General features: G+C 70.3%; 27 protein-coding genes. 5 read left to right on the top strand and 22 right to left on the bottom strand.

What is annotated here, in order from left to right; translation table 11 throughout:
* Positions 1 to 5: 5 nt before the first annotated feature.
* The 3 genes from ABIC29_RS12045 (at position 6) to ABIC29_RS12035 (ending at position 2,771) form a co-directional block, all read left to right on the top strand.
* A complete protein-coding gene (locus ABIC29_RS12045; protein WP_116083579.1) occupies positions 6 to 986 on the top strand; it encodes a branched-chain amino acid ABC transporter permease in 981 nt (326 codons plus the stop codon).
* Positions 987 to 1,074: 88 nt separating this feature from the next.
* Positions 1,075 to 2,034 carry an ABC transporter ATP-binding protein gene (locus tag ABIC29_RS12040; protein WP_354245850.1) on the top strand — a complete coding sequence of 320 codons (960 nt, stop codon included), beginning with the start codon at positions 1,075 to 1,077 and terminating at the stop codon, positions 2,032 to 2,034.
* A complete protein-coding gene (locus ABIC29_RS12035; protein ID WP_116083581.1) occupies positions 2,031 to 2,771 on the top strand; it encodes an ABC transporter ATP-binding protein in 741 nt (246 codons plus the stop codon). Before ABIC29_RS12040 ends, ABIC29_RS12035 begins: the two co-directional genes overlap by 4 nt.
* Positions 2,772 to 3,469: 698 nt before the next feature.
* On the opposite strand, the gene ABIC29_RS12030 is transcribed toward ABIC29_RS12035, so the two are convergent.
* From ABIC29_RS12030 to groES, 3 genes are all read right to left on the bottom strand, one after another.
* On the bottom strand, positions 3,470 to 4,756 hold the full coding sequence (locus ABIC29_RS12030) for an ABC transporter substrate-binding protein (protein WP_116083584.1): 1,287 nt from the start codon (positions 4,754 to 4,756) through the stop codon (positions 3,470 to 3,472).
* Between the two features lie 284 nt (positions 4,757 to 5,040).
* A complete protein-coding gene (gene rarD, locus ABIC29_RS12025; protein ID WP_354245847.1) occupies positions 5,041 to 5,973 on the bottom strand; it encodes an EamA family transporter RarD in 933 nt (310 codons plus the stop codon).
* Between the two features lie 233 nt (positions 5,974 to 6,206).
* On the bottom strand, positions 6,207 to 6,503 hold the full coding sequence (gene groES, locus ABIC29_RS12020) for a co-chaperone GroES (RefSeq protein WP_022889766.1): 297 nt from the start codon (positions 6,501 to 6,503) through the stop codon (positions 6,207 to 6,209).
* 147 nt (positions 6,504 to 6,650) lie between these two features.
* Here groES and ABIC29_RS12015 point away from each other — a divergent pair, with 147 nt between their 5' ends.
* Positions 6,651 to 7,859: a class I SAM-dependent methyltransferase gene (locus tag ABIC29_RS12015; RefSeq protein ID WP_354245606.1), complete on the top strand. Its 1,209-nt coding sequence runs from the start codon at positions 6,651 to 6,653 to the stop codon at positions 7,857 to 7,859.
* On the opposite strand, the gene ABIC29_RS12010 is transcribed toward ABIC29_RS12015, so the two are convergent.
* The 10 genes from ABIC29_RS12010 to glmS all read right to left on the bottom strand — a co-directional run bounded on the left by ABIC29_RS12010 (position 7,850) and on the right by glmS (position 15,928).
* The gene (locus tag ABIC29_RS12010) at positions 7,850 to 8,380 is read right to left on the bottom strand and encodes a DUF4190 domain-containing protein (RefSeq protein WP_116083592.1); all 531 of its coding nucleotides are present in this window, start codon (positions 8,378 to 8,380) and stop codon (positions 7,850 to 7,852) included. The two genes, ABIC29_RS12015 and ABIC29_RS12010, sit on opposite strands and share 10 nt — an antisense overlap.
* 4 nt (positions 8,381 to 8,384) lie before the next feature.
* Positions 8,385 to 9,038: a DUF4190 domain-containing protein gene (locus ABIC29_RS12005; protein ID WP_116083594.1), complete on the bottom strand. Its 654-nt coding sequence runs from the start codon at positions 9,036 to 9,038 to the stop codon at positions 8,385 to 8,387.
* A gap of 28 nt (positions 9,039 to 9,066) precedes the next feature.
* A complete protein-coding gene (locus ABIC29_RS12000) occupies positions 9,067 to 9,543 on the bottom strand; it encodes a DUF4190 domain-containing protein (RefSeq protein WP_354245602.1) in 477 nt (158 codons plus the stop codon).
* Positions 9,544 to 9,724: 181 nt separating this feature from the next.
* Complete coding sequence (gene tsaD / locus ABIC29_RS11995) at positions 9,725 to 10,780, bottom strand: tRNA (adenosine(37)-N6)-threonylcarbamoyltransferase complex transferase subunit TsaD (protein ID WP_116083599.1); 1,056 nt, start codon at positions 10,778 to 10,780, stop codon at positions 9,725 to 9,727.
* Positions 10,777 to 11,328, bottom strand: coding sequence for a ribosomal protein S18-alanine N-acetyltransferase (rimI, locus tag ABIC29_RS11990; protein ID WP_116083602.1), 552 nt, complete (start codon positions 11,326 to 11,328; stop codon positions 10,777 to 10,779). Before rimI ends, tsaD begins: the two co-directional genes overlap by 4 nt.
* Entirely contained in the window at positions 11,325 to 11,945 is a 621-nt protein-coding gene (tsaB, locus tag ABIC29_RS11985) for a tRNA (adenosine(37)-N6)-threonylcarbamoyltransferase complex dimerization subunit type 1 TsaB (RefSeq protein WP_354245598.1), read from the bottom strand. Before tsaB ends, rimI begins: the two co-directional genes overlap by 4 nt.
* Before the next feature lie 9 nt (positions 11,946 to 11,954).
* Positions 11,955 to 12,467, bottom strand: a complete 513-nt coding sequence (gene tsaE / locus ABIC29_RS11980) for a tRNA (adenosine(37)-N6)-threonylcarbamoyltransferase complex ATPase subunit type 1 TsaE (protein ID WP_116083607.1) — start codon at positions 12,465 to 12,467, stop codon at positions 11,955 to 11,957.
* Positions 12,464 to 13,690 carry an alanine racemase gene (gene alr, locus ABIC29_RS11975; RefSeq protein WP_354245843.1) on the bottom strand — a complete coding sequence of 409 codons (1,227 nt, stop codon included), beginning with the start codon at positions 13,688 to 13,690 and terminating at the stop codon, positions 12,464 to 12,466. The genes tsaE and alr overlap by 4 nt, the downstream gene beginning before the upstream one ends.
* 2 nt (positions 13,691 to 13,692) lie before the next feature.
* Entirely contained in the window at positions 13,693 to 14,058 is a 366-nt protein-coding gene (locus ABIC29_RS11970; protein WP_116083611.1) for a holo-ACP synthase, read from the bottom strand.
* A gap of 19 nt (positions 14,059 to 14,077) precedes the next feature.
* On the bottom strand, positions 14,078 to 15,928 hold the full coding sequence (gene glmS, locus ABIC29_RS11965) for a glutamine--fructose-6-phosphate transaminase (isomerizing) (protein ID WP_354245594.1): 1,851 nt from the start codon (positions 15,926 to 15,928) through the stop codon (positions 14,078 to 14,080).
* A gap of 179 nt (positions 15,929 to 16,107) precedes the next feature.
* Between glmS and coaA the strand changes: the two genes are divergently transcribed.
* Complete coding sequence (gene coaA / locus ABIC29_RS11960) at positions 16,108 to 17,013, top strand: type I pantothenate kinase (RefSeq protein ID WP_354245840.1); 906 nt, start codon at positions 16,108 to 16,110, stop codon at positions 17,011 to 17,013.
* A 96-nt stretch (positions 17,014 to 17,109) separates the two neighbouring features.
* On the opposite strand, the gene glmM is transcribed toward coaA, so the two are convergent.
* The 9 genes from glmM to rpsM form a co-directional block, all read right to left on the bottom strand.
* Entirely contained in the window at positions 17,110 to 18,477 is a 1,368-nt protein-coding gene (gene glmM, locus ABIC29_RS11955) for a phosphoglucosamine mutase (protein WP_116083618.1), read from the bottom strand.
* A 21-nt stretch (positions 18,478 to 18,498) separates the two neighbouring features.
* A complete protein-coding gene (gene rpsI, locus ABIC29_RS11950) occupies positions 18,499 to 18,984 on the bottom strand; it encodes a 30S ribosomal protein S9 (RefSeq protein ID WP_116083621.1) in 486 nt (161 codons plus the stop codon).
* Positions 18,985 to 19,025: 41 nt separating this feature from the next.
* Positions 19,026 to 19,472, bottom strand: coding sequence for a 50S ribosomal protein L13 (rplM, locus tag ABIC29_RS11945; protein ID WP_055860108.1), 447 nt, complete (start codon positions 19,470 to 19,472; stop codon positions 19,026 to 19,028).
* 135 nt (positions 19,473 to 19,607) lie between these two features.
* Complete coding sequence (truA, locus tag ABIC29_RS11940) at positions 19,608 to 20,618, bottom strand: tRNA pseudouridine(38-40) synthase TruA (protein ID WP_354245590.1); 1,011 nt, start codon at positions 20,616 to 20,618, stop codon at positions 19,608 to 19,610.
* Positions 20,619 to 20,694: 76 nt separating this feature from the next.
* Positions 20,695 to 21,996 carry an acyltransferase family protein gene (locus ABIC29_RS11935; protein ID WP_354245587.1) on the bottom strand — a complete coding sequence of 434 codons (1,302 nt, stop codon included), beginning with the start codon at positions 21,994 to 21,996 and terminating at the stop codon, positions 20,695 to 20,697.
* A gap of 164 nt (positions 21,997 to 22,160) precedes the next feature.
* Entirely contained in the window at positions 22,161 to 22,682 is a 522-nt protein-coding gene (gene rplQ, locus ABIC29_RS11930) for a 50S ribosomal protein L17 (RefSeq protein ID WP_354245584.1), read from the bottom strand.
* 49 nt (positions 22,683 to 22,731) lie between these two features.
* Positions 22,732 to 23,718, bottom strand: a complete 987-nt coding sequence (locus ABIC29_RS11925) for a DNA-directed RNA polymerase subunit alpha (RefSeq protein ID WP_116083631.1) — start codon at positions 23,716 to 23,718, stop codon at positions 22,732 to 22,734.
* 175 nt (positions 23,719 to 23,893) lie between these two features.
* Positions 23,894 to 24,292: a 30S ribosomal protein S11 gene (rpsK, locus tag ABIC29_RS11920; protein WP_067878870.1), complete on the bottom strand. Its 399-nt coding sequence runs from the start codon at positions 24,290 to 24,292 to the stop codon at positions 23,894 to 23,896.
* 32 nt (positions 24,293 to 24,324) lie between these two features.
* Positions 24,325 to 24,705: a 30S ribosomal protein S13 gene (gene rpsM / locus ABIC29_RS11915; protein ID WP_055860129.1), complete on the bottom strand. Its 381-nt coding sequence runs from the start codon at positions 24,703 to 24,705 to the stop codon at positions 24,325 to 24,327.
* Positions 24,706 to 24,867 lie beyond the last annotated feature (162 nt).

Below are 24,867 nucleotides of genomic sequence, written 5' to 3'. Positions count from 1 at the left end.
GCATCATGGACTGGATTCAGATCTTCTCCAATACGGCATCGTCGATCCTCAGCCCCGCCACGATCGGCTACGCGCTCGCGGCCCTCGGCCTCGCGGTGCACTTCGGGTACGCGGGCCTGCTCAACATGGGCATCGCCGGCTTCATGGCCATCGGCGCCTACGGCTACGCGATCTCGATTCTGACGTTCGACCTGCCCTGGTGGCTGGCCGCGATCATCGGCCTCGCGGCATCGGCGGTCTTTGCCCTCATCCTCGGTGTGCCGACGCTGCGACTGCGGGGCGACTACCTCGCCATCGTGACCATCGCGGCCGCCGAGGTCGTACGCCTGCTGTTCCTGACGACGGCGTTCGACGACGTCACCGGCTCGGCCGACGGCCTCAGCGGGTATCACCAGAGCTTCCGCGACTCCAACCCGATCCCCGAAGGCACCTACGGCTTCGGTCCGTGGGTCTACAACGCGAACGACTGGTGGGTCCGCATCCTCGGCCTGGCCACGCTCGCGATCGCCGTGCTCGTCGTCTGGATGCTCATGCGCAGCCCGTGGGGCCGCGTGCTCAAGGGCATCCGCGAAGACGAGGACGCGGTGCGCGCCCTCGGCAAGAACGCATTCGCCTACAAGCTGCAGGCGCTCGTGCTCGGCGGCGTCCTCGCCGCGGCCGGCGGCATCGTCTACGCACTGCCCTCCGCGGTCAGCCCAGGCGTGTACGTGACCTCGCTCACGTTCTTCGTCTGGACGGCCCTCCTGCTCGGCGGCGCGGCGACGGTCTTCGGACCGCTGCTCGGCTCGCTCATCTTCTGGGTGCTGCAGACCTTCCTCAGCAACTTCCTACCCGCCCTCGTGGCGGCCGGCGTGCTGCCGTTCATGACGCAGATCCAGGCGGGCACCCTGCGCTTCATCCTCGTGGGTGTCGCGCTCATGCTGCTCGTGATCTTCATGCCGCAGGGTCTCCTCGGCAACAAGAAGGAGCTGACCTTTGTCAAGTGAGATCCCGGCTCCCACCGAGCCCACGACGGATGCGTCGGTCGACACGTCGACCGGTGCCGCCCCCGTCCCCCGCCCCAAGACGACGGGTCTGCACGTCGGCGACGCCAAGCCGGGCGTCGCCAAGGTCGACCCGATCATCATCGCCGACGGCGTACGTCGCACGTTCGGCGGCCTCACCGCCGTCGACGTCGAGCACCTCGAGATCCCGCGCGGCGCCATCACGGCCCTCATCGGTCCGAACGGCGCCGGCAAGACCACGCTGTTCAACCTGCTGACCGGGTTCGACAAGCCCAACGAGGGCACGTGGACCTTCGACGGCCGCTCGCTCTCGGGCGTGCCGGCCTTCAAGGTCGCCCGCATGGGCCAGGTGCGCACGTTCCAGCTCACGAAGGCGCTCGGCCTGCTCACGGTGCTCGACAACATGAAGCTCGGCGCCAAGGGCCAGCGCGGCGAACGCTTCTGGCAGAGCCTGATCCCCGCCGCCTGGCGCGGACAGGACACCCAGATCGAGAAGCGCGCGATGGGCCTGCTCGCCAAGTTCAAGCTCGACACCAAGGCCGGCGACTTCGCCGCCAGTCTGTCGGGCGGTCAGCGCAAGCTGCTCGAGATGGCGCGGGCACTCATGAGCGAGCCCAAGCTCGTCATGCTCGACGAGCCGATGGCCGGCGTCAACCCGGCGCTCACGCAGTCACTCCTCGACCACATCCTCGACCTGAAGGACGAGGGCATGACCGTGCTCTTCGTCGAGCACGACATGCACATGGTCCGCCACATCGCGGACTGGGTGGTCGTCATGGCCGAGGGCCGCGTGGTCGCCGAAGGCGACCCGTACACCGTCATGCAGGATCCCGCCGTCATCGACGCCTACCTCGGCGCGCACCAGGAGCTCGACCTCGGCGTCGTGACCGGTCGTGTGACCGCGGAGGAGGCGGACCCGACGACGGATGCCTCGGCATCCGTGTCGGTCGACGCGGAGGAACTCGCGAACGCGGGCATCGCCGAGGCCGAAGCGGAGTTCGGAGCCGACAGCAAGGAGAAGGACCTGTGAGCAACACGACTGCGACCAGCACGCCCGTCGTCTTCATCGACGATGTGCACGCCGGCTACCTGCCGGGGGTCAACATCCTGAACGGATGCTCCCTCGTCGCCGAACAGGGTGAGCTCATCGGCATCATCGGCCCGAACGGGGCCGGCAAGTCGACCCTGCTCAAGGCGATCTTCGGTCAGGTCAACATCCGGCAGGGCACGGTCTCGCTCGAGGGCGAAGACATCACGGGCCTCAAGGCGAACAAGCTGGTGGCGCGCGGCGTCGGGTTCATCCCCCAGACGAACAACGTGTTCCCGAGCCTGACCATCGAGGAGAACCTGCAGATGGGACTCTTCCAAGCCCCCGGCAAGTACAAGGAACGCCTCGAGTTCGTCACGGGCATCTTCTCGGAGCTCGGCAAGCGTCTGAAGCAACGAGCGGGATCGCTCTCGGGTGGCGAGCGCCAGATGGTCGCCATGAGCCGTGCGCTCATGATGGACCCGAAGGTGCTGCTCCTCGACGAGCCCTCCGCGGGCCTGTCGCCCGTGCGTCAAGACGAGGCGTTCATCCGCGTCTCGGAGATCAACAAGGCGGGCGTGACCTGCATCATGGTCGAGCAGAACGCCAGGCGCTGCCTGCAGATCTGCGACCGCGGCTACGTGCTCGACCAGGGCCGCGACGCCTACACGGGCACCGGCCGCCAGCTGCTGAACGATCCCAAGGTCACCGAGCTCTACCTCGGTACGCTCGGCACCTGAGCCGAGCGGTTCGACGACGAAGGGGCGGATGCTGCGGCATCCGCCCCTTCGTCGTCTCCCCCTCTGCGCCCGCGGCTCGCCAGCCCACCCGTGCTCCGCCCGCACCTCGCCCTGCACTCGTTCGAAACGGCGGATCTCCGATCCGGATCGCCGGAGAAGCCGCGCATCCGTCGGCGCGGCGGATCGTATATCCGCCGTTTCGGACCGTTCCGCTCGCGCCGTGACGTGGTGCACGAGCGGGTCCCGGCGCGGCGCGCGTCGCACGGCGCACAGCGGGCCCCTCGGCGCCCAGCGCGGCCCCCTCGGCGCCCATCCCAGACCCGCGGCGCCCATCCCAGACCCGCGGCGCCCAGCGCGGCCCGTGGCCGTGGCGGTGCACAGCACGACGCTCGCTGCCCCTGACGGCCTTTTGCGGCCGACCCAGCGCGGCCTGCGGTACTCACGCCCGCGCACAGCACCGCCCGACGCACGCAGGACGGCCTGGCCCGCGGCAAGCAGTAACAGCGGCGGCTCCAGCAACAGCGGCGGCTCCAACCACAGCAGACAGCAGACAGCAGACAGCAGACAGCAGACAGCAGACAGCAGACAGCAGACAGCAGACAGCAGACAGCATGTCCGCGAGTCTGCGGCGAAGCCGCCCTGGCACGCAGAAGGGCCCCGGTCCGAAGACCGGGGCCCTTCCGCTGATTACTCGGGGATCAACCCTCGTAGGCGGCGTAGTTGTTGTCGTCGCCGTACTGGTAGATGCCGATCGACGCCTCGGTCGGGTCGCCGACCTCGTCGAAGGTGATCGGGCCGGAGATGCCGTCGTAGTCGGCCGTGCCGCCACCGATGATGATCTCGGCGCACTCGGCGAACGTGGAGCACTTCTCGCCGTCGCCGGAGCCTCCGGAGACCTCGATCAGCTTCTCGGCGATGGCCGCCGAGTCGGTCGAGTTCGCCGCGAGCGAGGCGAGGGCGAGGAGCACGGTGGCGTCGAACGACTCAGCCGCGTAGCTGTAGTCCTCGAGCGCCGGGGTGCCTTCTTCTTCGAGGAACGCGTCGAGCTCACCCGTGAAGTCGGAGATCGAGTCGATCGTCAGACCGGGCAGGGTGCCCTTGGCGCCCGTGAGGGAGCCGGTGGGGAACGCGTCGGCGAAGTTCTTCAGGTTGCCGTCGACGAAGTAGAGCTTGTCGGCCGGGAACGATCCGAAGAGGCTGGGCAGGATGGTCGAGACCTCGTCGAACGTCACCAGTGCGATGGCGTCGGGGTCGGCCGCGAGCACTTCGCTGACCTGGGCGTCGAACGTCGTGTCACCCGTGTTGTACGTGGGTGCGGCGACGACCTCGCCACCGGCGGCCTCGAAGGCCTCGGTGATGTACTTCGCGAGGCCGGTGCCGTACGAGTCGTTCAGCACGATGAGGCCGAGCGTCTGGTTGCCGTCTTCGGCGATCAGGTTGCCGAGGACCTCGCCCTGGAGCACGTCGGACGGAGCCGTACGGAAGTACAGGCCGTTGTCGTCGTACGTCGTGAACGCGTCGGACGTGTTGGCCGGCGAGAACTGGATGACGCCTGCACCGACGACCTGGTCGATGAACTGGAGCGAGGTGCCCGAGGACGCCGCACCGATGATGGCGGAGACGTCTTCGCCGAGAAGGCGGGGGATCTCGGTCTCGTAGGCCTTGTTGTCGGTGTCGCCCGAGTCGCCGTAGACGACGTCGAGGGTCAGCCCGGTGTCGGCCGTGGCGGCGTTGATCTGCGACGTCGCGTAGGCGACGCCGGCCTCTTCGGGCGGGCCGAGGAAGGCCAGGTTGCCGGTCTGCGGCAGCGCCGTGCCGATGGTGAGGGCCAGCTCGTCGCGCTGGCCCGAGCTGTCGTCCGATCCGGAATCGGTCTCGCCGCTCGCGCAGGCGGACAGGAGGAGGGCGCTCGTCGCGGCGACCGCGACCCCTGCCCAGACCTTGCCGCGCGAACGAGCGGGTCGGGACGTGCCGAATACGCTCATGTTGCTCCTTGGGACTGAAGGAAATGTGGTTCAAACCAGCGGGCTGAGGCTCGCCGTTCTGTCACAGTATTCGGCGAGCGGCTCAGTGCAAAGGAATCCCGGTCACAACCCGATAACACTGTCTGAAGTGTTACCTCTCCGTCACATTCCGACCGTCTCGGGGGTGTTTGACGCACGATTCCACCGTTCCCGCCCCCGTTCACCACCCCGATTCGGGGGTGGCGGAGGGGTGAGGATGACGCGCGGTGACGGCGCGCGCACGGCCGCGTCGCGGCATCCGTCGCTCAGGTGAGCTGGACGACCTGGCGTCTCGCGGCACGGGCGCCCCTGAGCAGGTCGAAGGTCAGCACGACGAGGGCGACCCAGACCAGGCCGAAGCCGATCCAGCGCTCGGGCGGCATCGGCTCCTGCAGCACGAAGACGCCCACGAGGAACTGGATGAACGGGGCGAAGTACTGGATGAAGCCCATGTAGATGAGCGGCAGGCGACGCGAGGCCGCGGCGAACATGAGGAGCGGCACCGCGGTCACCGCGCCGGCGCAGAGGAGCAGCACGGTGTGCCACGGGCCGACCGTGCCGAGGGAGAGGCCGGACGTCGACCCGACCACTGCGAGGATCACGATCGCGAGCGGGGTGAGCCACGCGGTCTCGAGCGTGAGGCCGGAGACGGCGTCGACCTTCGGTCCGACGCGCTTCTTGATGAGGCCGTACGTGCCGAACGAGAACGCCAGCAGGAGGGCGATCCACGGCGGCTGGCCGTAGCCGACGGCGAGCACGATCACGGCGACGATCGAGATGCCCACGGCGACCCACTGCGTCGTGTTCAGTCGCTCGCGCAGCACGAGCACGCCGAGGAACACCGTGACGATCGGGTTGATGAAATAGCCGAGCGCGGCCTCGACCACCTGACCGGACACGGCGGCGTACACGTAGGTCTGCCAGTTCACGTAGATGAGCACGCCGGCCAGCCCCATCGTGAGGACGATGCGGCGATCGCGCAGCAGCGCGGTGAACGGACGCCACGCGCGCGTCACGGTGAGCAGCAGCGCGCAGAAGACGAGCGAGAGCACCACGCGCCATCCGACGATCTCGAACGGCCCCGTCGGGGCGAGGGCGATGAAGTAGATCGGCAGGAAGCCCCAGAGCACGTAGGACCCGATCGCGTAGGCGAACCCGGGGCGGCTGACCTCCCCGCCCTTCGATGCCGTGCCGGTAATCGTGGGTTCGGTGCTGGAGGTCACCCGTAAACCGTACGCCCGCCCGATGGGACGTCGGTGCCGCTCGACTGCCGTCCTTCGACGAGATCCGGCCGCCGTCGGTCCCCGGTTCGCCGGATGCCGCAGGCCGCCGCGAACCCGACGGCGCGCGTCCGGCGGCGACGGGTGGCGCCGCAGACGCGACGAGGCCCGGATGCCGTACGGCATCCGGGCCTCGGAAGGTGCGGGTCGACTCAGCGGACGACGACCGCGAGCACGTCGCGAGCCGACAGCACGAGGAAGTCCTCGCCGCCGAACTTGACCTCGGTGCCGCCGTACTTCGAGTAGATCACCTTGTCGCCGACGGCCACGTCGAGCGGAACACGGTTGCCGTTGTCATCGATGCGGCCGGGGCCCACAGCCACGACCTCGCCCTCCTGGGGCTTCTCCTTGGCGGTGTCGGGGATGACCAGACCCGATGCGGTGGTCTGCTCGGCCTCGACCTGCTTGATGACGATGCGATCCTCGAGCGGCTTGATGGAAACCGACACGGTTCACCCCTTCTGTAGATGAAAAACTGTCTCGATGAAGACTTGTTAGCAGCCTCAGAGCGAGAGTGCTAAAACGAGTCTAGGCGCGATTTGGCACTCGTGCAACGTGAGTGCCAACCCTGCGGAACAGGGTGCTAGCGTGGCCGGGTGGACCGCTCCGAGCTCGTCGAACTGCTCTCTCCCGAGGGGCTGCGGCTGCTCGACTCGCTGCCCGAATGGCATGCGAAGGCCGACGTCGTCGCGGCCGTGTCCGACCTGCGCCGACAGGGCCACTCCCCCTCGCTCGTCGCCGCCGTGCTGACCCAGTCGAAGCTCCGGGCCAAGGCCCGGGCCAAGTTCGGCGAGTTCTCGACGCGCATGCTCTTCACGGAGGCCGGCCTCGAGCAGGCGACGCGCCTGCGGGTCGCGGCGCTGCACGCCGGCCGCTTCGCTCGGGCGGGCATCCGTCACGTCGCAGACCTCGGATGCGGCATCGGCGGCGACTCGCTCGCCCTCGCGGCCGTCGACCTCGAGGTCACCGCCGCCGAGGCCGACGAGGTCACCGCGGCGATCGCCGCCTACAACCTCACGCCGTTCGAGCGCGCGCGCGTGCTGCACACCACCGCCGAAGAGGTGCACCTCGGGGGCATCGGCGGCGCCTGGCTCGATCCCGCTCGTCGCGTCACGAGCGGCGGGCGCACCAGGCGGCTCGCGGATGCCGCGGACTACACGCCGAGCCTCGACTTCGCGTTCGGCCTGGCCGACCGCATGGCCGTCGGCGTGAAACTCGGCCCAGGCACCGATCGCGGCGTGATCCCCGCCGGCGCCGAGGCGCAGTGGGTCTCGGTCGGGGGCGACGTCGTCGAGCTCGGCGTCTGGTTCGGTGCCGTCGCGCGCCCCGGCATCCGTCGCGCCGCCCTCATCGTCGGCGAGCACGGTGCCGACGAGCTCACGGCCGCGGCCGACAGCGAGGACGCGCCCGTCGGCCCGCTCGGCGACTACCTCTACGAGCCCGACGGCGCCGTGATCCGCGCGCGCCTCATCGGCGACCTCGCACGAGCGCACGGGGCATGGATGCTCTCGGAGGGCATCGCGTACCTCACGGGCGACACCGCGTTCCAGTCGCCGTTCGCGCAGGGCTTCCGGGTGATCGAACGGCTGCCGGCCGACGAACGCCAACTGCGCCAGGCGCTGCGCGCGCGCGACATCGGAACCCTCGAGATCAAGAAGCGCGGCATCGACGTCGACCCCGCCGCACTTCGCACGAAGCTCAAGCTGCATGGCGCGGCATCCGCGACGCTCATCATGACCCGCGAGGCGGGACGGCACGTCGCCCTGCTCGTCGAACGCCTGCCGCGCGATCCCGCTCAGATCTGAAGCGTGCCGAACACGATCGCGTAGTAACCGATCCAGACGGCCGAGAAGACGAGCCCGCCGACGCCCGTGCCGATCGCGACGAACGCGAGCGTGCGCCCCGTCTCCTCGCGGCGCAGCCCCAGCACCCCGAAGATGATGGCGACGATCGACAGCGGCAGCATCCAGCCGACGAAGAGCGACGCAGCGGCGCCGATCACGCCGAAGACGGCGCCGACCCAGCTGTAGACGCGGCGCTGGGTCTCCTCCTCTTCGACATCGTCGGATGCCTCGGCATACGCCTCCGGCCGGTGCACGATGAGCAACTGGCCCGTCGGCACGGTGCGCAGTTCGCCCGTGTCGAGCGGCGTGTCCCAGTCGCGCGGGGCCACGGCCATCGGCACGGGCGCCCCCTCGGTCGACGGCGCCGCGGCGCGGAGCGCGGACTCGTCGATCGGCCGCGGCGGCGCGTCGACCCCGGACGCCTCACGCGAGGCGTCCGGGACCGGACGAGGCCGAAGCGGTTCTTCGGGGGGCAGCGTCATGCGCTCAGTAGTAGTACGAGTTCGACGCCGACGCGAAGATCAGCGCCCAGAACAGCAGCGAGATCAGGCCGATCGCGACGCCGACGAACCCGAGGATGATGCCGGTGAGCCACATGCCCTTCGCCGCCGGCTCGCGCTTGCGGCCGATGAAGCCGAGCACGACCGCCCCGGCCGGGATGAAGATCTGCATGATGCCGCCGACGAACGGGATGAACACCACGAAGAACCCGACGAGGCCCACGATGCCCGCGATGAGCGAGATGAGGCTGTAGACCGGGGTCGCCTTGGCCGGCGTTGCGGGTGCGCCGTACGCGGCGGCGGGCGAGCCGTACGCGGCTGCGGGCGCACCATACGCGGGCGGCGGCACTGGTGTGCCGTAGGCGGGCGGCGGCACGGGCGCCCCGTACGCGGGCGGCGCAGCAGGCGGCGTGCTCCCGTAGGGCTGCGCGCCGGCGGCGGGATCCGTGGCACCGTACGCGGGCGGTGCCGGCGGAGCCGGAGGTTCGGGCGCCGCCGGCGGCTCGGGAGCGGCCGGGGGCTCGGGCGCCGCCGGCGGTGTCGGGGCGCTCGGCACCTCAGGCACCTCGGGCGCGCTCGGCACGTCGGGCGTCGACGCCGTGGGGTCGGACCCCTCGGCGGGGATCTTCGGATCGCTCATGGTTCGACCTTCCGTCGAGAGGAGTGGATCAGTAGTTGTAGTTGTACGACGCCGAGAGCGTGGCGAGGAACACGAAGAAGACGATCGTGACGATGATCGAGATCACGATGCCGATGTAGCCGATCACGAGACCGGCGATCGCCATGCCGCGGCCCTGCTCTGCCGTCTTCTTGATCTGGCTGAGCGAGATGTGGCCGCAGACGATGCCGACCAGGAACCCGATGCCCGTGAAGAAGCCGATGATCGAGGAGACGAGCGACACGATCGCGAGCACGTTGGTCTTCGCGGGCGCCGGTGCGCCGTAGGCGGGAGCGGTCGCGTCGTAGGTGCCGGCGCCATAGGCGGGCGCGGCGGGAGCAGCCGGAGCGCCGTAGGCCGGCGGAGCGGGAGGGGCCACCGGCGGGACCGGAGCGGCCTCGGGCGCTGCCGGCGCCGCGGGCACCGCAGGGGTCTCGGGGGTGTCGGGCGTCTCGCCGGACGGGTTGGGAACGTTGGGGTCGGTCACGGTCGTCTCCTCGATGCTGTACCGAACACGTTGGGACTCACCGCGCCGGATCGAATGCGTGCGGGAGCGACGAATGCCCCCGTTCGCCACTTTAGCGCGGTGGCTCCGCCGTGCGCATCCCGTGACGCGGCCGTGAACACGGCGTGGAACCCGCCATCGGCCGCACGTGCGACCACGACCCTCAGGGGACCTGCACCTCGGTCGCCGGCAGTGTCGAATCGGCTCCGAAGGCCAGTCCGGAAGGGTCGTGGCCGGCCATGATCAGCTGGGCGCCGAGCGCGGCGATCATCGCGCCGTTGTCGGTGCAGAGCGACAGCGGCGGCACCCGCAGCGCCACGCCCGCGGCATCCGCCCGTTCCTGTGCGAGCGCGCGCAGTCGCGCGTTGGCGACGACGCCGCCGCCGAGGAGCAGCCGGGGCACGTCGAGCTCGGTGCACGCGGCGATCGCCTTGGTCACGAGCACGTCGGCGACGGCCTCGCGGAAGCTCGCCGCGACATCCGCCACCGGCACGGGCTCCCCCGCCGCCTCGCGCTGCTCGACCCAGCGGGCGACCGCGGTCTTCAGGCCCGAGAAGCTGAAGTCGTAGCGGTGGGCCGCTTGGTCCTTCGGCTGCGTGAGTCCGCGCGGGAACCGGATCGCCGCCGGATCGCCACCGATCGCCGCCCGGTCGATCTCGGGCCCGCCGGGGTACGGCAGGCCGAGCACGCGGGCGACCTTGTCGAAGGCCTCGCCTGCGGCGTCGTCGATCGTCTCGCCGAGCAGTTCGACGTCGGAGACGAGGTCGCGCACGAGCAGCAGCGACGTGTGCCCGCCCGAGACGAGCAGGGCGACGGTGGGCGTCTCGAGCGGCGCATCGGCGTCGAGCAGGTCGGCGCCCACGTGGCCGACGAGGTGGTTCACGGCGTAGATCGGCTTCTCGAGCGAGAGCGCGAGCGCCTTCGCCGCGCCGACGCCGACCATGAGCGCGCCCGCGAGTCCGGGCCCGCTCGTGACGGCGACCGCGTCGAGCTCGTCGAGCGAGACCCCGGATGCCGCGAGCGCGGCGTCGATGCTCGGCCCGAGCGCCTCGAGGTGGGCGCGGGCCGCGACCTCGGGCACGACGCCGCCGTAGCGCGCGTGCTCGTCCATCGACGAGGCGATGACGTTCGCCAGGAGGGTCGTTCCGCGGACGATGCCGACACCGGTCTCATCGCACGAGGTCTCGATGCCGAGCACGAGCGGGGCGTCGCGGTTCATCGCGCTCCTCGGGGGGTCGTCGCGGTGCCGCGGCCGGGTCGCACGGGCGTCGCCGCGCCGGCTGCGGGCTGCGCCACCGCGTCGGGCACGTCGAGCCGCATGCTGATCGCATCGACGTTGTCCGGCTGGTAGTAGCCGCGGCGCACGCCGATCTCGACGAAGCCGAGCGAGTCGTAGAGCGCCTTGGCGATGGGGTTGTCGGCGCGCACCTCGAGGAACACCCGCGAGACGCGCATGCGACGCGCATGCGTGATGAGGGCGTGCATGAGGCCGCGGCCGAGGCCGATGCCGCGCGTGAACGGGGCGACCGCGATGGTCTGCACGTCGGCGTCGCCGGTGCCGGCGGGCGCGTACAGGCCCGCGTACCCCATGAGCCGCTGCTCGGGCTCGGCCTCCTCGTCGACGGCGACGAGGTAGTACCCGTGCTCGCCCTCGATCTCGGAGCGCATGAGCTGCTCCGACCACGCGTCGGTCACGAAGGTCTCGCGCTCGAGCCTCATGATGGCCTCGACGTCGGTGATCCTCGCCCGGCGCATGAGCACGCTCATCGCAGCACCCGCTTGCCGGCGGAGGGCGTCACGTCGGGTGCGCGCAGGTAGAGGGGCGCCTCACCGGTCAGCGGCAGCCGGCCGCCGGCGAACGCGAGCTCGGCGATCATGCCGATGCCGCCCGCGGAGACGAGCGTGGCATCGAGGCGCGTGCCGGTTCGCGCTGGAATTTCGTCGCGCGGCACGAGCACCGGCCCGTGCACGCGGATCGGCAGTCCGTCGGCGTCGATGCCGTCGTAGTCGGAGACCGCGAACTCGCGCCGGCGGGCGTCGGTCACGACCTGCATCGGACCCGACCCCCCGTCGCGGTACCAGGTGTAGGCGACGGCGTCGTGGCTGACCACGGGAACGAAGGGCTTTCGGATGCCGAGGGCGAACGCGTGCGCCGCGGCGATGCCGACCCGCAGGCCGGTGAACGGCCCGGGCCCCATGCCCGCGGCCACGCCCGACAGGCGGGCGGGCGGGAGGTGAGCGGACTCGAGCGCCTCGCGGATGAGTTCGCCGACCACCTCGGCGTGCCGCATGGTGTCGGCCGTGCCGACCTCGGCGATCACGCCGGCGTCGTGGTCGACCACGGCGACGCTCGTGCCCGTCGAGGTGTCGATCGCGAGCAGCATGCCTCAACCCTACCGAGCGTCGGCGTATGCGGTGCCCGCCCAGCGCGGACCGAACCCGCGCAGCGTGACGACCCGCGGCTCGTCGGCGCCGAGGAGTTCGGCATCGGCGTCGGGCACGGCGGCGTTCGAGGCATCCGCGCCCTGCGGACGCTCGATCTCGACCTCGAGCCATGACTCGCTCACATCGTCGAGGAGTCCCGCACCCCATTCGACCACGACGACCGAGCGCGCGAAGTCGAGGTCGAGGTCCTCGAGCAGCTCGGCGCTGCCGAGCCGGTAGGCGTCGACGTGCACGAGCGGCGCACCGCCGACGAGGCTCGGATGCGTGCGGGCGAGCACGAAGGTCGGCGACTGCACGGGTCCGCGCACGCCGAGCCCCGCGCCGAGGCCGCGGGTCAGCGTGGTCTTGCCCGCGCCGAGCGGCCCGGAGAGGACGAGCAGGTCGCCCGCGGTCAGCCGGGAACCGAGGTCGCGTCCGAACTCCTCCATGGCCCCGGCATCCGGCACCTCCGCGCGGATCATGCTCCGCCCCCGAACGTGCGCGGAACGCGGTGGCCGATGCGCGTGACGATCTCGTAGCCGATCGTGTCGGCCGCCTCGGCCCAGTCGTCGGCCGACGGCGCACCCGTCGCGGGGTCGCCGAAGAGCACGACCTCGTCGCCGACGGCGACCTCGTCATCGCCGACGTCGACCACGAACTGGTCCATGGCGATGCGGCCCACGATCGGTCGACGGCGGCCGGCGAGCAGCACCTCGGCACGACTCGACGCGTGGCGCGGGATGCCATCGGCATATCCGAGCGGCACGAGCGCGAGGGTGGTCGGGCGTTCGGCGCGCCAGGTGTGGCTGTACGAGACGCCGACACCGGCCTCGACGCGACGCACGGCGGCGACGCAGGCGCGCAGCGTCATGACCGGCCGGAGCCCGAGATCCGCCGCCGTCGTGCCGTCGCCGTAGGGCGCGATGCCGTAGGTGCCGATGCCCACGCGAACGAGGTCGAACCGCGAGCCCGGCCGGCGAACGGCTGCGGCCGTCGACGCGAGGTGACGCAGTTCGGGGCGCAGTCCTGCATCGGATGCCGCGGCGAGCGCCGACTCGAACGCCTCGAGCTGCGCCAGGTCGGCCTCGGCATCGGTGTTCGCGAGGTGGCTGAACACGCCGCGCACGCGGATGCGGCCCTGACCCTCGAGGATCGCCGCGAACGCGACGGCGTCGGCCCACTCCTCGGGCGGCACGCCGTTGCGGCTGAGTCCGGTGTCGATCTTGAGGTGCACGGCGGCCGGCGCTGCGGCCGTAGGTCCGGGCTCGGCAGTAGGCCCGGGCTCGGCAGTAGGCCCGGGCTCGGCAGTGTGCCCCGCCTGCCCCGCCTGCGACGACGCGACGTGCGCCGCGGCATCCCCGACCCGGCGCAACTGGTCGATCGACGAGATGCCGAGGTCGATGTCGCGTGCGATGGCCTCGGCGAAGGGCGCGTCGGGACCGTGCAGCCAGGCCAGCACGGGGGCGGTGATGCCCGCGTCGCGCAGTTCGAACGCCTCATCGAGGTCGGCGACGCCGAGCCAGGAGGCGCCGCCGTCGAGCGCCGCGCGCGCGACCGGCACGGCGCCGTGGCCGTAGGCGTTCGCCTTCACGACGGCCATGACCGCGGCCGGTGCGACCTGCGCGGCGAGCACGGCGATGTTCGCCCGCACGGCGTCGAGGTCGACGACCGCCTCGCGGAACGGCGCGGCCGAGCCGAGGTGCATGCTCATGCGGCGGCTCCGCTCGACTCGAGGATCACGAAGGCGCTCGCGATGCCCGCGTCATGGCTCATCGAGAGGTGCACGCGATCGATGCCGAGCGAGGAGACATGCTCGGCGAGGCCGCCGCTGAGCGCGAAGTCGGGGTTGCCGTCGGCATCCTGCACGACCGTCATCTCGTGCCAGCGCACGACCGCGTGGCCGCCGAGCGCCTTGATGAGCGACTCCTTCGCGGCGAATCGGGCCGCCAGCGAGCGGGCGGGGCGCCCGCGTTCGCTCTCGGCGAACAAGCGTTCGACCAGCGCCGGCGTGCGCGCGATCGACCGCTCGAACCGAGCGATGTCGACCACGTCGATGCCGATGCCGACGATCACGCGAACGCCCCCGCCCGGCTCACTCCACCGTCACCGACTTGGCGAGGTTGCGCGGCTGGTCGACGTCGAGGCCCTTGGCCTGCGCGAGCTCCATCGCGAACACCTGCAACGGCACGACCGCGAGCAGCGGCTCGAAGAGCGGAGCGGCGAGCGGGATTCGGATGACCTCGTCGGCGTACGGCAGCACCGCGGCGTCGCCGTCCTCGGCGATCGCGATGACGCGCGCGCCCCGCGCACGGATCTCCTGGATGTTCGAGACCACCTTGGAATGCAGGTTCGCCGAGCTGCGCGGGCTCGGCACGACCACGAACACCGGCTGCCCGGGTTCGATCAGCGCGATCGGCCCGTGCTTCAGCTCGCCCGCCGCGAAGCCCTCGGCGTGGATGTACGCGAGCTCCTTGAGCTTCAGCGCACCCTCCATCGCGATCGGGTAGCCCACGTGACGACCGAGGAAGAGCACGGAACGCGTGTCCGCCATCCAGTGCGCCAATTCCGCGACGCGCTCGGACTGGCCGAGGGCCGTCTCGAGCTTCGCGGGGATCGCCTGCAATTCGGCGAGCGCGTCGCCCAGTGTCTCGGTCGACAGGGTTCCGCGCACCCGTGCGAGATGCAGGCCGAAGAGGTACAGCGCCGTGATCTGCGCCACGAAGGCCTTCGTCGACGCGACCGCGACCTCGGGCCCCGCGTGCGTGTAGACGACCGCGTCGGACTCGCGCGGAATCGTCGCACCCTGCGTGTTGCAGATCGAGATCGTTCGCGCGCCCTGCTCACGGGCGTACTTCACGGCCATCAACGTGTCCATGGTCTCGCCAGACTGGCTGATCGAGACCACCAGCGTGCCGTCGTCGATCACGGGCTCGCGGTAGCGGAACTCGTGGCTGAGCTCGACCTCGACGGGCACCCGAGCCCACTGCTCGATCGCGTACTTCGCGACCTGGCCGGCGTAGGCCGCCGTGCCGCACGCCACGACCGTGATGCGACGGATGCCGCGCAGCTCCTCGTCGCCGAAGGACTCGAGCTCGGGGATGCGCACCGCGCCGTCGGCGATCCGGCCGCGGATCGTGTTCGCGACGGCGTCGGGCTGCTCGGCGACCTCCTTGCGCATGAACGAGGACCAACCGCCCTTCTCGGCGGCCGAGGCGTCCCACGCGACCTCGAACGGCTCCACCTCGACGGGCACGCCCTCGAAGTCGGTGACGACGACCTCGTCGGCCGTGATCGCGACGATCTGGTCCTGGCCGATCGCGACGGCGTGCTTCGTGTACTCGACGAAGGCCGCGACATCCGACCCGAAGAAGTTCTCGCCCTCGCCGAGCCCGATCACGAGCGGCGAGTTGCGACGCGCGCCGACGACGAGGCCGGGAGCGTCGCGGTGCACCGCGAGCAGCGTGAACGCGCCCTCGAGGCGGTTCACGACCTGTTGGAAGGCCTGGCGGAGGTCGCCGGTGCGGCGCACCTCGCGACCGAGGAGCACGGCGGCGACCTCGGTGTCGGTCTCGGACTCGAACGTGAAGCCGTCCTCGACGAGTTCGTGCTTGAGCTCGGCGAAGTTCTCGATGATGCCGTTGTGGATGAGCGCGAGCCGCCCCTCGTCGCCGAGGTGCGGGTGCGCGTTGCGGTCGGTCGGCCCGCCGTGCGTCGCCCAGCGCGTGTGACCGATGCCCGTGCGGCCGACGTGCAACGGGTGCGCCGAGAGTTCGTCGGCGAGCACCTGCAGCTTGCCGGCCCGCTTGGCCGTCTCGATCGCGCCGTCGTCATCGACGATGGCCACTCCCGCCGAGTCGTAACCGCGGTATTCGAGGCGTTTCAGGCCTCCCATGAGCACGTCGACGCTGCTGCGCGGCCCGACGTAACCGACAATTCCACACATGGGGTCGATTCTACGTCGGCCCGCTCCGCACCGGCCTCGTCGGCAGGACCACGGATGCCGCGGCCGGGCGATCAGGCTACGGATGCCGCAGCCCGGCGCCGCGTGGGCGCCGACACTAGACTGTCGAGGTGCCGGACCCGCAGACCTCGTCGTCTCCCATCGCGCAGATCTCGCCGTTCATGGAGCTCCCCCGCGCCGACTGGTCGGAGCTCGCGCCGTCGGTGCCCGCACCGCTCAGCGAGACCGAGATCGTGCAGCTGCGCGGTCTGGGCGAACCGCTCGACATGAGCGAGATCGCCGAGGTGTACCTGCCCCTCAGTCGCCTGCTGAACCTCTACGTCGGCGGCACGAAGGCGCTGCGCAACGCGACGGGCGAGTTCCTGCGCGAACGCGTCGAGACCACGCCGTTCGTCATCGGCGTCGCCGGATCGGTCGCGGTCGGCAAGTCGACCATCGCGCGCGTGCTGCGCGAGCTCCTCGCCCGCTGGGAGCACACGCCGAGGGTCGAGCTCATCACGACCGACGGGTTCCTGTTCCCGAACGCCGAGCTCGAGCGTCGGGGGCTGATGGCTCGCAAGGGGTTCCCCGAGTCCTACGACCGACGCGCGCTGCTGCGCTTCGTGAGCGAGGTCAAGGCCGGCGCCCCCGAGGTGCGGGCGCCGTTCTACTCGCACCTGGCCTACGACATCGTCCCCGACGCGCAGATCACCGTTCGCCGGCCCGACGTGCTCATCGTCGAGGGCCTGAACGTGCTGCAGCCGCCGGGGCCGGGGCACCGGCTCGCCGTCAGCGACCTGTTCGACTTCTCGATCTACGTCGATGCCCGCACGAGCGACATCGCGCGCTGGTACGAGGAGCGGTTCCTCAAGCTGCAGCGCGGCGCGTTCACGAACCCTCGGTCGTACTTCCACCGGTACGCGAGCCTCACCGAAGACGAGGCCCGCGCCCGCGCCCGCGAGATCTGGCGGACCATCAACGAGCCGAACCTGCTGCAGAACGTGCGGCCCACGCGTTCACGGGCGTCGCTCGTGCTGCGCAAGAGCGCCGATCACACGGTGTCGACGGTGCTGCTGCGCAAGCTCTGAGCCGACTCGGCGGCGCTTGCCGTGCCGCAGCCGGCTGCATCCGCTCGTCGTCGACGAACGGATGCCGCAGCCGGCGGGGTTCGCCGGCTCCGACGGTCAGACCGCGAGCGCGAGTCGTGCCTCGACGATCGCCGCGAGGGATGCCGCGTGCCGCTCGGCGTCCTCCTGGCTCTGCGCCTCGACCATCACGCGAACCATCGGCTCGGTGCCCGAGGGGCGCAGCAGGACGCGCCCGGTGTCGCCGAGCTCGGCCTCGACCGCGGCGACCGCTGCCGCGATCTCCGCGTCGCTCGCGAGCGCGTGGTGGTCGACGCCGCGGACGTTGACGAGCACCTGGGGGTAGACGGTCATGACCGACGCGAGTTCGGCGAGCGTCTTGCCGGTGCGGGCCATCTCGGCCACGAGGTGGAGCCCGGTCAGCACGCCGTCGCCGGTCGTCGCGAACTCGCTCATGATGACGTGACCCGACTGCTCGCCGCCCAGGGCGAGGTTCTCGGCGGCCAGCGCCTCGAGCACGTAGCGGTCGCCGACCTTGGTCTCGACGACGCGGATGCCCCGATCGGCCATGGCCCGGCGCAGGCCGAGGTTCGACATGACGGTCACGACGAGCGTGTCGTCGGTGAGCGCGCCGCGCTCGTGCATGGCGACCGCGAGGATCGCCATGATCATGTCGCCGTCGACGATGTTGCCGTCGGCGTCGACGGCGAGGCAGCGATCGGCGTCGCCGTCGTGGGCGATGCCCAGGTCGGCGCCGTGCTCGAGCACCGCTGCGGCGAGGTGGTCGAGGTGGGTGGAGCCGACGCCGTCATTGATGTTCATGCCGTCGGGATCGGCACCGATCACCGTGACGGTCGCGCCGGCGTCGCGGAAGGTCTCTGGCGAGACGCCCGCGGCGGCGCCGTGTGCGCAGTCGAGCACGACGTGGATGCCGTCGAGCCGGTTCGGCAGCGTGCCGAGCAGGTGCACCACGTAGCGGTCCTCGGCGTCGGCGAAACGCCGGATGCGGCCGACGCCGCCCCCGATCGGAGCGAGCTTCTGGCGGCCGAGGTAGGACTCGATGCGGTCCTCGACCTCGTCGGGGAGCTTCGTGCCGCCGAACGAGAAGAACTTGATGCCGTTGTCGGGCGCCGGATTGTGCGACGCCGAGATCATGACGCCGAAGTCGGCACCGATCGAGTCGATGAGGAAGGCCGTGGCGGGCGTCGGGATGACCCCGGCGTCGAGGACGTCGACACCGGAGCTCGCGAGGCCGGCCGAGACGGCGGCGGTGAGGAACTCACCGGAGACGCGCGGGTCGCGCGCGACCACCGCGACGGGTCGTCGACCCGCGGCGCGGAGTTCATCGGCGTGCCTGCCCTGCGTGAGCACGGCGGCAGCCGCCTGGGCGAGGCCCAGGGCCAGGTCAGCCGTGAGTTCACGGTTGGCCAGGCCCCGGACCCCGTCAGTTCCGAAGAGCCGAGGCATTCGGAGTTCCGGAGCGCTGGATCAGCGCTTCGAGAACTGGGGAGCCTTGCGGGCCTTCTTGAGACCGGCCTTCTTGCGCTCGATGACGCGGGCGTCACGAGTGAGGAAGCCGGCCTTCTTCAGGGCGGCGCGGTTGTTCTCGCGGTCGATCTCGTTGAGCGCACGAGCGATCGCGAGGCGGAGCGCACCGGCCTGGCCCGAGGGGCCGCCGCCGGTGATCTTGCCGATCACGTCGTACGAGCCGGTGAGCTCGAGCACGGTGAACGGGTCGGTGATGAGCTGCTGGTGCAGCTTGTTCGGGAAGTAGTCGGCGAACGCACGGCCGTTGACCGTGATGTTGCCGGCACCCGGGACGACGCGCACGCGCGCGATGGCCTGCTTGCGACGGCCGACGGCTGCGCCGGACACGTTGAGCACGGCACGGGGGGTGGTGGGAGCCGCCGCGGGGGCACTCTCGGTGGTGTAGCTCTCCGGAGCCGCGTCGAGCTGGTCTGCGATCTTCGCCATGGTGGTGTGAATCCTTTTCGAGAACGTCGAGGGTGCCGGAATTACTGGGCGACCTGGGTGAGGGTGTACGGCTTCGGCTGCTGAGCCGCGTGCGGGTGCTCCGCGCCTGCGTAGACCTTCAGCTTCTTGAGCTGGGCACGACCGAGCGAGTTCTTGGGGAGCATGCCGCGGATCGCCTTCTCGACGGCGCGGACGGGGTTCTTCTCGAGGAGCTCGGCGTAGCCGACGGCCTTGAGGCCGCCCGGGTAGCCGGAGTGGCGGTAGGCCTTCTTCTGGAGGAGCTTCTGGCCGGTGAGGGCCACCTTCTCGGCATTGACGATGATGACGAAGTCACCGGTGTCCATGTGGTTGGCGAAGGTCGGCTTGTGCTTGCCGCGCAGCAGGGCTGCGGTGTGGCTCGCGAGACGGCCGAGAACGATGTCGGTGGCGTCGATGATGACCCAGTCGCGCTGGATCTCGTTCGCCTTGGGGGTGTAGGTGCGCGTCACTGTCGTGCTGCTTTCTGATCGAGTGAGGGGTTCGTGAATCCCACTCCGTGGGTGTTCGGCCGCGATGCGGACGAGCGGCCCGGTGGAGGGCTCAACTTCGGGTGCCGGCGCAGAGGGCGGCACCAAAGAGACAGCCTAGCCGATGACCCCATCGACGTGCAATTCGCGTCGTGCCCTCGTCTGCTTCGCACGGGCCTCGAGCTCGTCGTCGTCGGGGTATCCGACCTCGGTGAGCACGAGCCCCTTCGCGGGCATCACCTTGAACGCGCTCGTGCGCTCGGTGGCGCGCAGCAGGGCGAGCGGGTCTGACGGGTCGAGCCTCCCCTCCCCGACGGCGACGCACGCGCCGACGAGCGCCCGCACCATCGAGTGGCAGAACGCGTCGGCCTGCAGCGAGGCCACGAGCACGCCGTCGGCGCGCCGACGCCAACCGTAGTGCTGCAGGGTGCGGATCGTCGTCGCCTCGGCGCGCGGCTTGCAGAAGGTCGCGAAGTCGTGGAGCCCGAGCAGCGAGCCGGCCGCGGCATCCATCGCCTCGACGTCGAGCGACCTCGGATACGCCACGGTGCTGCGCCGCGTGAGCGGGTCGTGTGCGGCCGACGCATCCGCGACGAGGTACTCGTAGCGTCGCCAGAGGGCGGAGAATCGCGCGTCGAACCCAGCAGGGGCGAGGTCGGCGCTCGTGATCACGACGTCGGAGTCGGCTCCGAGGATGCCGGTGACGCGGCGGGCGAGGACACCCGCCCAGCCGGTGTCGCCCTCCGCGCGACCGCGGCGGGGCCGCGCGACGGTCGCGAGTGCACGCTCGGGAACGTCGAGGTGGGCGACCTGTCCACGCGCGTGCACGCCGGCATCGGTGCGCCCCGCGACGGTCAGCCGTGGCAGCACGCCCGCGCGTCGGAACAGGGTCTCGAGCGCCTCCTCGAGCACGCCCTGCACGGTGCGCAGGGTCGGCTGGCGGCTCCACCCGCTGAACTCGGTGCCGTCGTAGGCGATGCCGAGCCTGATGCGCACGGTGGACGCTGCGGGCGCGACGCCTCCCGCGGAATCGACGGATGCCCCGAGGCCGACCTCGGCCCCATGACCGACGGATGCCCCGGCGCCGGCGCCGGCCGTCACGGTCGTCGGCTGGTCGATCGGATTCATGGAGCCAAGCCTAGAACGACGCGCCGCGGCAACCCGGCCCTCGAGGGTCGCTCCTGCCGACGTCCGATCGTCACACTCACGTCGCACGCGCCGAGGCCGCGACCGAGGCGATCTCGTCGACGCGCGCTCGCGGAGCCCGCGGCCCCGGACCTCCGATGATGAGCGCGACGACGGCGAGCGTCACGAGCGACCAGGCCATGAGCCAGTGCTGCCACGGAACGTAGCCGAGGGTGAGGAACACGCCGACCCCGGCCACCGCGCAGATCGCCCACAGCGCCACCGCTGCGAGCGGTGTCCGGCGGTCGACGGGCTTCGGCCACCGCGCCTCGGGCCTCGGCACGACCAGGCAGCAGCCCGCGACGACGAGCGCGATCGCCAGGATCCAGAGCGGGCGGGTCGCCCACCACTCGGGCGACAGCACGGGCGGGAACGGGAGCCCGAGCAGCAGCTGGCCCCCCGTGACCACCGCCATGGCGAAGGTGTGCCAGAGGTAGATGACCATGCCGTACACGCCGAACACGACCACGACGCCCAGTACCGCACGCCGCTGGACGAGTCGGCGGATCGCGGGCTGCAGGAGCGCGAAGAGGCACACCTGGCCGAGCGCCAGCGCGACGATCGCGACGCTCGGCGGATTCAGGTTGTCGAGCATGTCGTGGGAGTACCCGAACACGCCGACCAGCAGGCCGATGAACCCGTACGCGAAGGCGGCGACCGCGACGAGCACCCACGGAGATCGCCGTGAGAACCAGCCGTCGCGCAGGCCGAAGCCGAGTTGCTGCGCGAACAGCCAGACGAAGATCCAGTTGAACGCCCCCAACGGCAGGCCGATCCCTCGCGTCAGCACGTCGACGAGGACCGCGGCACCCGCCAGGCCCAGGTAGGTCGGCCACGGCGCGTGCCGGTGGAGCCACGACATCGCCGGGACCGCCGCCGTGCAGATGAGGTAGACCGGGATGAACCAGAGGGGTTCGGCGAGCCGGAACGCGAAGCTCTGCACGAAGCCCGCATCGACGCCGCACGCGAGCATGAGTCCCAGCACCGCGCCGACCGCGGCGGTGACGGCGACGACCGGTTGCGCGAGCCGCACCGACCGCACGCGCACGTAGTGCGCGACCGTCTCACCGTGGCCGCGAAGGCGGCGCCACTGCGTGATCGAGGCGAATCCGCCGCAGATGAAGAACACGGGCATGATCATGAGCGGCCACGTGGCCCATGCGAGCGGCTCGAACCCCGCGAGTGCGTTGGCCGCCCGCAACGGATCACCCCCGATGCCCATCTGCAGCGCATGCAGCAGCACGACCACCGGAAGGCAGAGCGCCCGGGCGAAGTCGATCGAGAGATCGCGGTCTTCGGGGATCCTGACCTGAGTCCGCACGCCGTTCGCCCTTCGCCTCGAGCCCGATCCGTCCGGGCCGAGCCCGATTCTGGCACAGACGCAGAACGACCTCGTCTCGCTGTGGACAGGTCGTTCAGGGATGGCACCGCAGACGCGAACGGGCCCCGGTGCACAGCACCGGGGCCCGTTCGTACGGCGATCGACTACTTGGCGTCGGCCGACTCCTCGGCGGGAGCCTCGTCGGCAGCGTCGGTGGTCTCCTCGACCTCGGCGACCTCGACGGTCTCCTCGACCACGGGCTCCTCGGCGGGAGCCTCGTCGGCGACCGGTGCGGCAGCCGGCTTGGCCGCGCGCACCTTCGGGGTCACGGGCTCGAGGACGAGCTCGATGACCGCCATGGGCGCGTTGTCGCCCTTGCGGTTGCCGATCTTCGTGATGCGGGTGTAGCCGCCCTCACGGTCGGCGACCTGCGGCGCGATGATCGTGAACAGCTCGTGGACGACCGCCTTGTCGCCGATCACGGCGAGCACGCGACGACGCGCGTGCAGGTCGCCGCGCTTGGCGAACGTGATGAGGCGCTCGGCGAGCGGACGAAGGCGCTTCGCCTTGGTCTCGGTCGTGGTGATCGACTTGTGCGTGTAGAGCGCAGCGGCGAGGTTCGCCAGCATGAGCCGCTCGTGCGAAGGTCCGCCTCCGAGGCGGGGGCCCTTGGTGGGCTTCGGCATGGTTCGTTATCTCCAGTAGTGGGGGTTCAGTGCGGCGGGGCGCGAAGGACTAGTTCTCTTCTTCGAAGCCCGTGTAGAAGTGGGCCCCGTCGAATCCGGGGACGGAGTCCTTCAGCGAAAGACCCATCTCGGTGAGCTTGTCCTTGACCTCATCCACCGACTTCTGACCGAAGTTGCGGATGTTCATGAGCTGCGACTCCGAAAGGGCCACGAGCTCGGACACGGTGTTGATGCCCTCGCGCTTGAGGCAGTTGTAGCTGCGCACGGAGAGGTCGAGGTCCTCGATCGGGATCGAGAGCTCGCTCGAGAGCACGGCGTCGACCGGCGCGGGGCCGATCTCGATGCCCTCGGCCGCGACGTTGAGTTCGCGAGCCAGACCGAACAGCTCGGTGAGCGTCCGACCAGCCGACGCGATCGCGTCGCGCGGGCTGATGGCGGGCTTGGACTCGACGTCGACCACGAGGCGGTCGAAGTCGGTGCGCTCGCCGGCACGGGTGGCCTCGACGCGGTAGGTGACCTTGAGCACCGGCGAGTAGATCGAGTCGACCGGGATCTGGCCGGCCTCGGAGTACTCGTTGCGGTTCTGGCTGGCCGAGACGTAACCGCGGCCGCGCTCGATGGTCAGCTCGAGCTCGAACTTCGCCGACTCGTTGAGCGTCGCGATGACGAGGTCGGGGTTGTGCACCTCGACGCCTGCCGGAGCGGAGATGTCCGCAGCGGTGACCTCACCTGCGCCCTGCTTGCGCAGGTATGCCGTGATGGGCTCGTCGTGCTCGCTCGAGACGACCAGGTTCTTGATGTTCAGGATGATCTCGGTGACGTCTTCACGCACACCGGGAACGGTCGAGAACTCGTGCAGCACGCCGTCGATGCGGATGCTGGTGACAGCCGCGCCGGGGATGGACGAGAGGAGCGTACGCCGGAGCGAGTTGCCCAGGGTGTAACCGAAGCCCGGCTCGAGGGGCTCGATCACGAAACGCGAACGGAACTCCGAGATGTTCTCTTCGGTGAGCGTCGGACGCTGTGCGATCAGCACTGTGGATTCCTTTCGGCAGGGTGTCCGCTATATGACACCTGCGAGTTCGAGGATCTTGAGTTGTAGAGAGTGCGTGTCGCCGGTCGAGTGGGCCCTTCGGGGCCGCACCGGGACCCGCGGATGTCGCGGGGTCCCGATGCGGGCGCAGGCGCCCTACTCGACCGACGAGGAGTGCTTAGACGCGGCGACGCTTGGGCGGGCGGCAGCCGTTGTGCGCCTGGGGCGTCACGTCGTTGATGCTGCCGACCTCGAGGCCTGCGGCCTGGAGCGAGCGGATCGCGGTCTCACGGCCCGAGCCGGGGCCCTTGACGAAGACGTCGACCTTCTTCATGCCGTGCTCCTGCGCCTGGCGGGCGGCCGACTCGGCGGCGAGCTGCGCGGCGAACGGGGTCGACTTGCGCGAACCCTTGAAGCCGACGCCACCGGAGGAGGCCCAGCTGATCACGGCACCGGAGGTGTCGGTGATCGAGACGATCGTGTTGTTGAACGTCGACTTGATGTGGGCCTGGCCCACGGCGATGTTCTTCTTTTCCTTCTTGCGCGGCTTGCGAGTAGCCGCCTTGGATGCTGCCATGTGTGAAATCTCCTAGATCTGGCGACGAGCGGTTACTTGCGGCCGGGCTTCTTCTTGCCGGCGACGGTGCGCTTCGGGCCCTTGCGGGTACGAGCGTTGGTCTTGGTGCGCTGACCGCGGACCGGGAGGCCGCGACGGTGGCGGATGCCCTCGTACGAGCCGATCTCTACCTTGCGGCGGATGTCGGCGGCCACCTCGCGGCGGAGGTCACCCTCAACCTTGTAGTTGCCCTCGATGTAGTCGCGCAGCGCGACGAGCTGGTCGTCGCTGAGGTCCTTGACGCGGATGTTCCCGTCGATACCGGTCTCCGCGAGCGTCTCGAGCGCGCGCGTGCGGCCGACGCCGTAGATGTAGGTGAGTGCGATCTCCACGCGCTTCTCGCGCGGGATGTCGACTCCTGCAAGACGTGCCATGTTCGGCTTCTCCTGTTTTCGAAGTGGAGGTGTGGAGCAACACCGGTGCTCGGGCCTCCGCCCCGAGGTGTCCCCGCGGCATCCGGAGATGCCGTGGTTCTGGTGTTGCCGATATGCAGTGTTCAGTTATGGAGACGAACCGCGCCCGAGGGGCGGTTCGAA

The organism is Agromyces sp. PvR057 (genome assembly GCF_040547485.1).
Taxonomy (GTDB): Bacteria; Actinomycetota; Actinomycetes; order Actinomycetales; family Microbacteriaceae; genus Agromyces.
The sequence above is the reverse complement of the archived record's forward strand: the minus strand, read 5'-3'. Positions and strand labels throughout refer to the sequence as shown.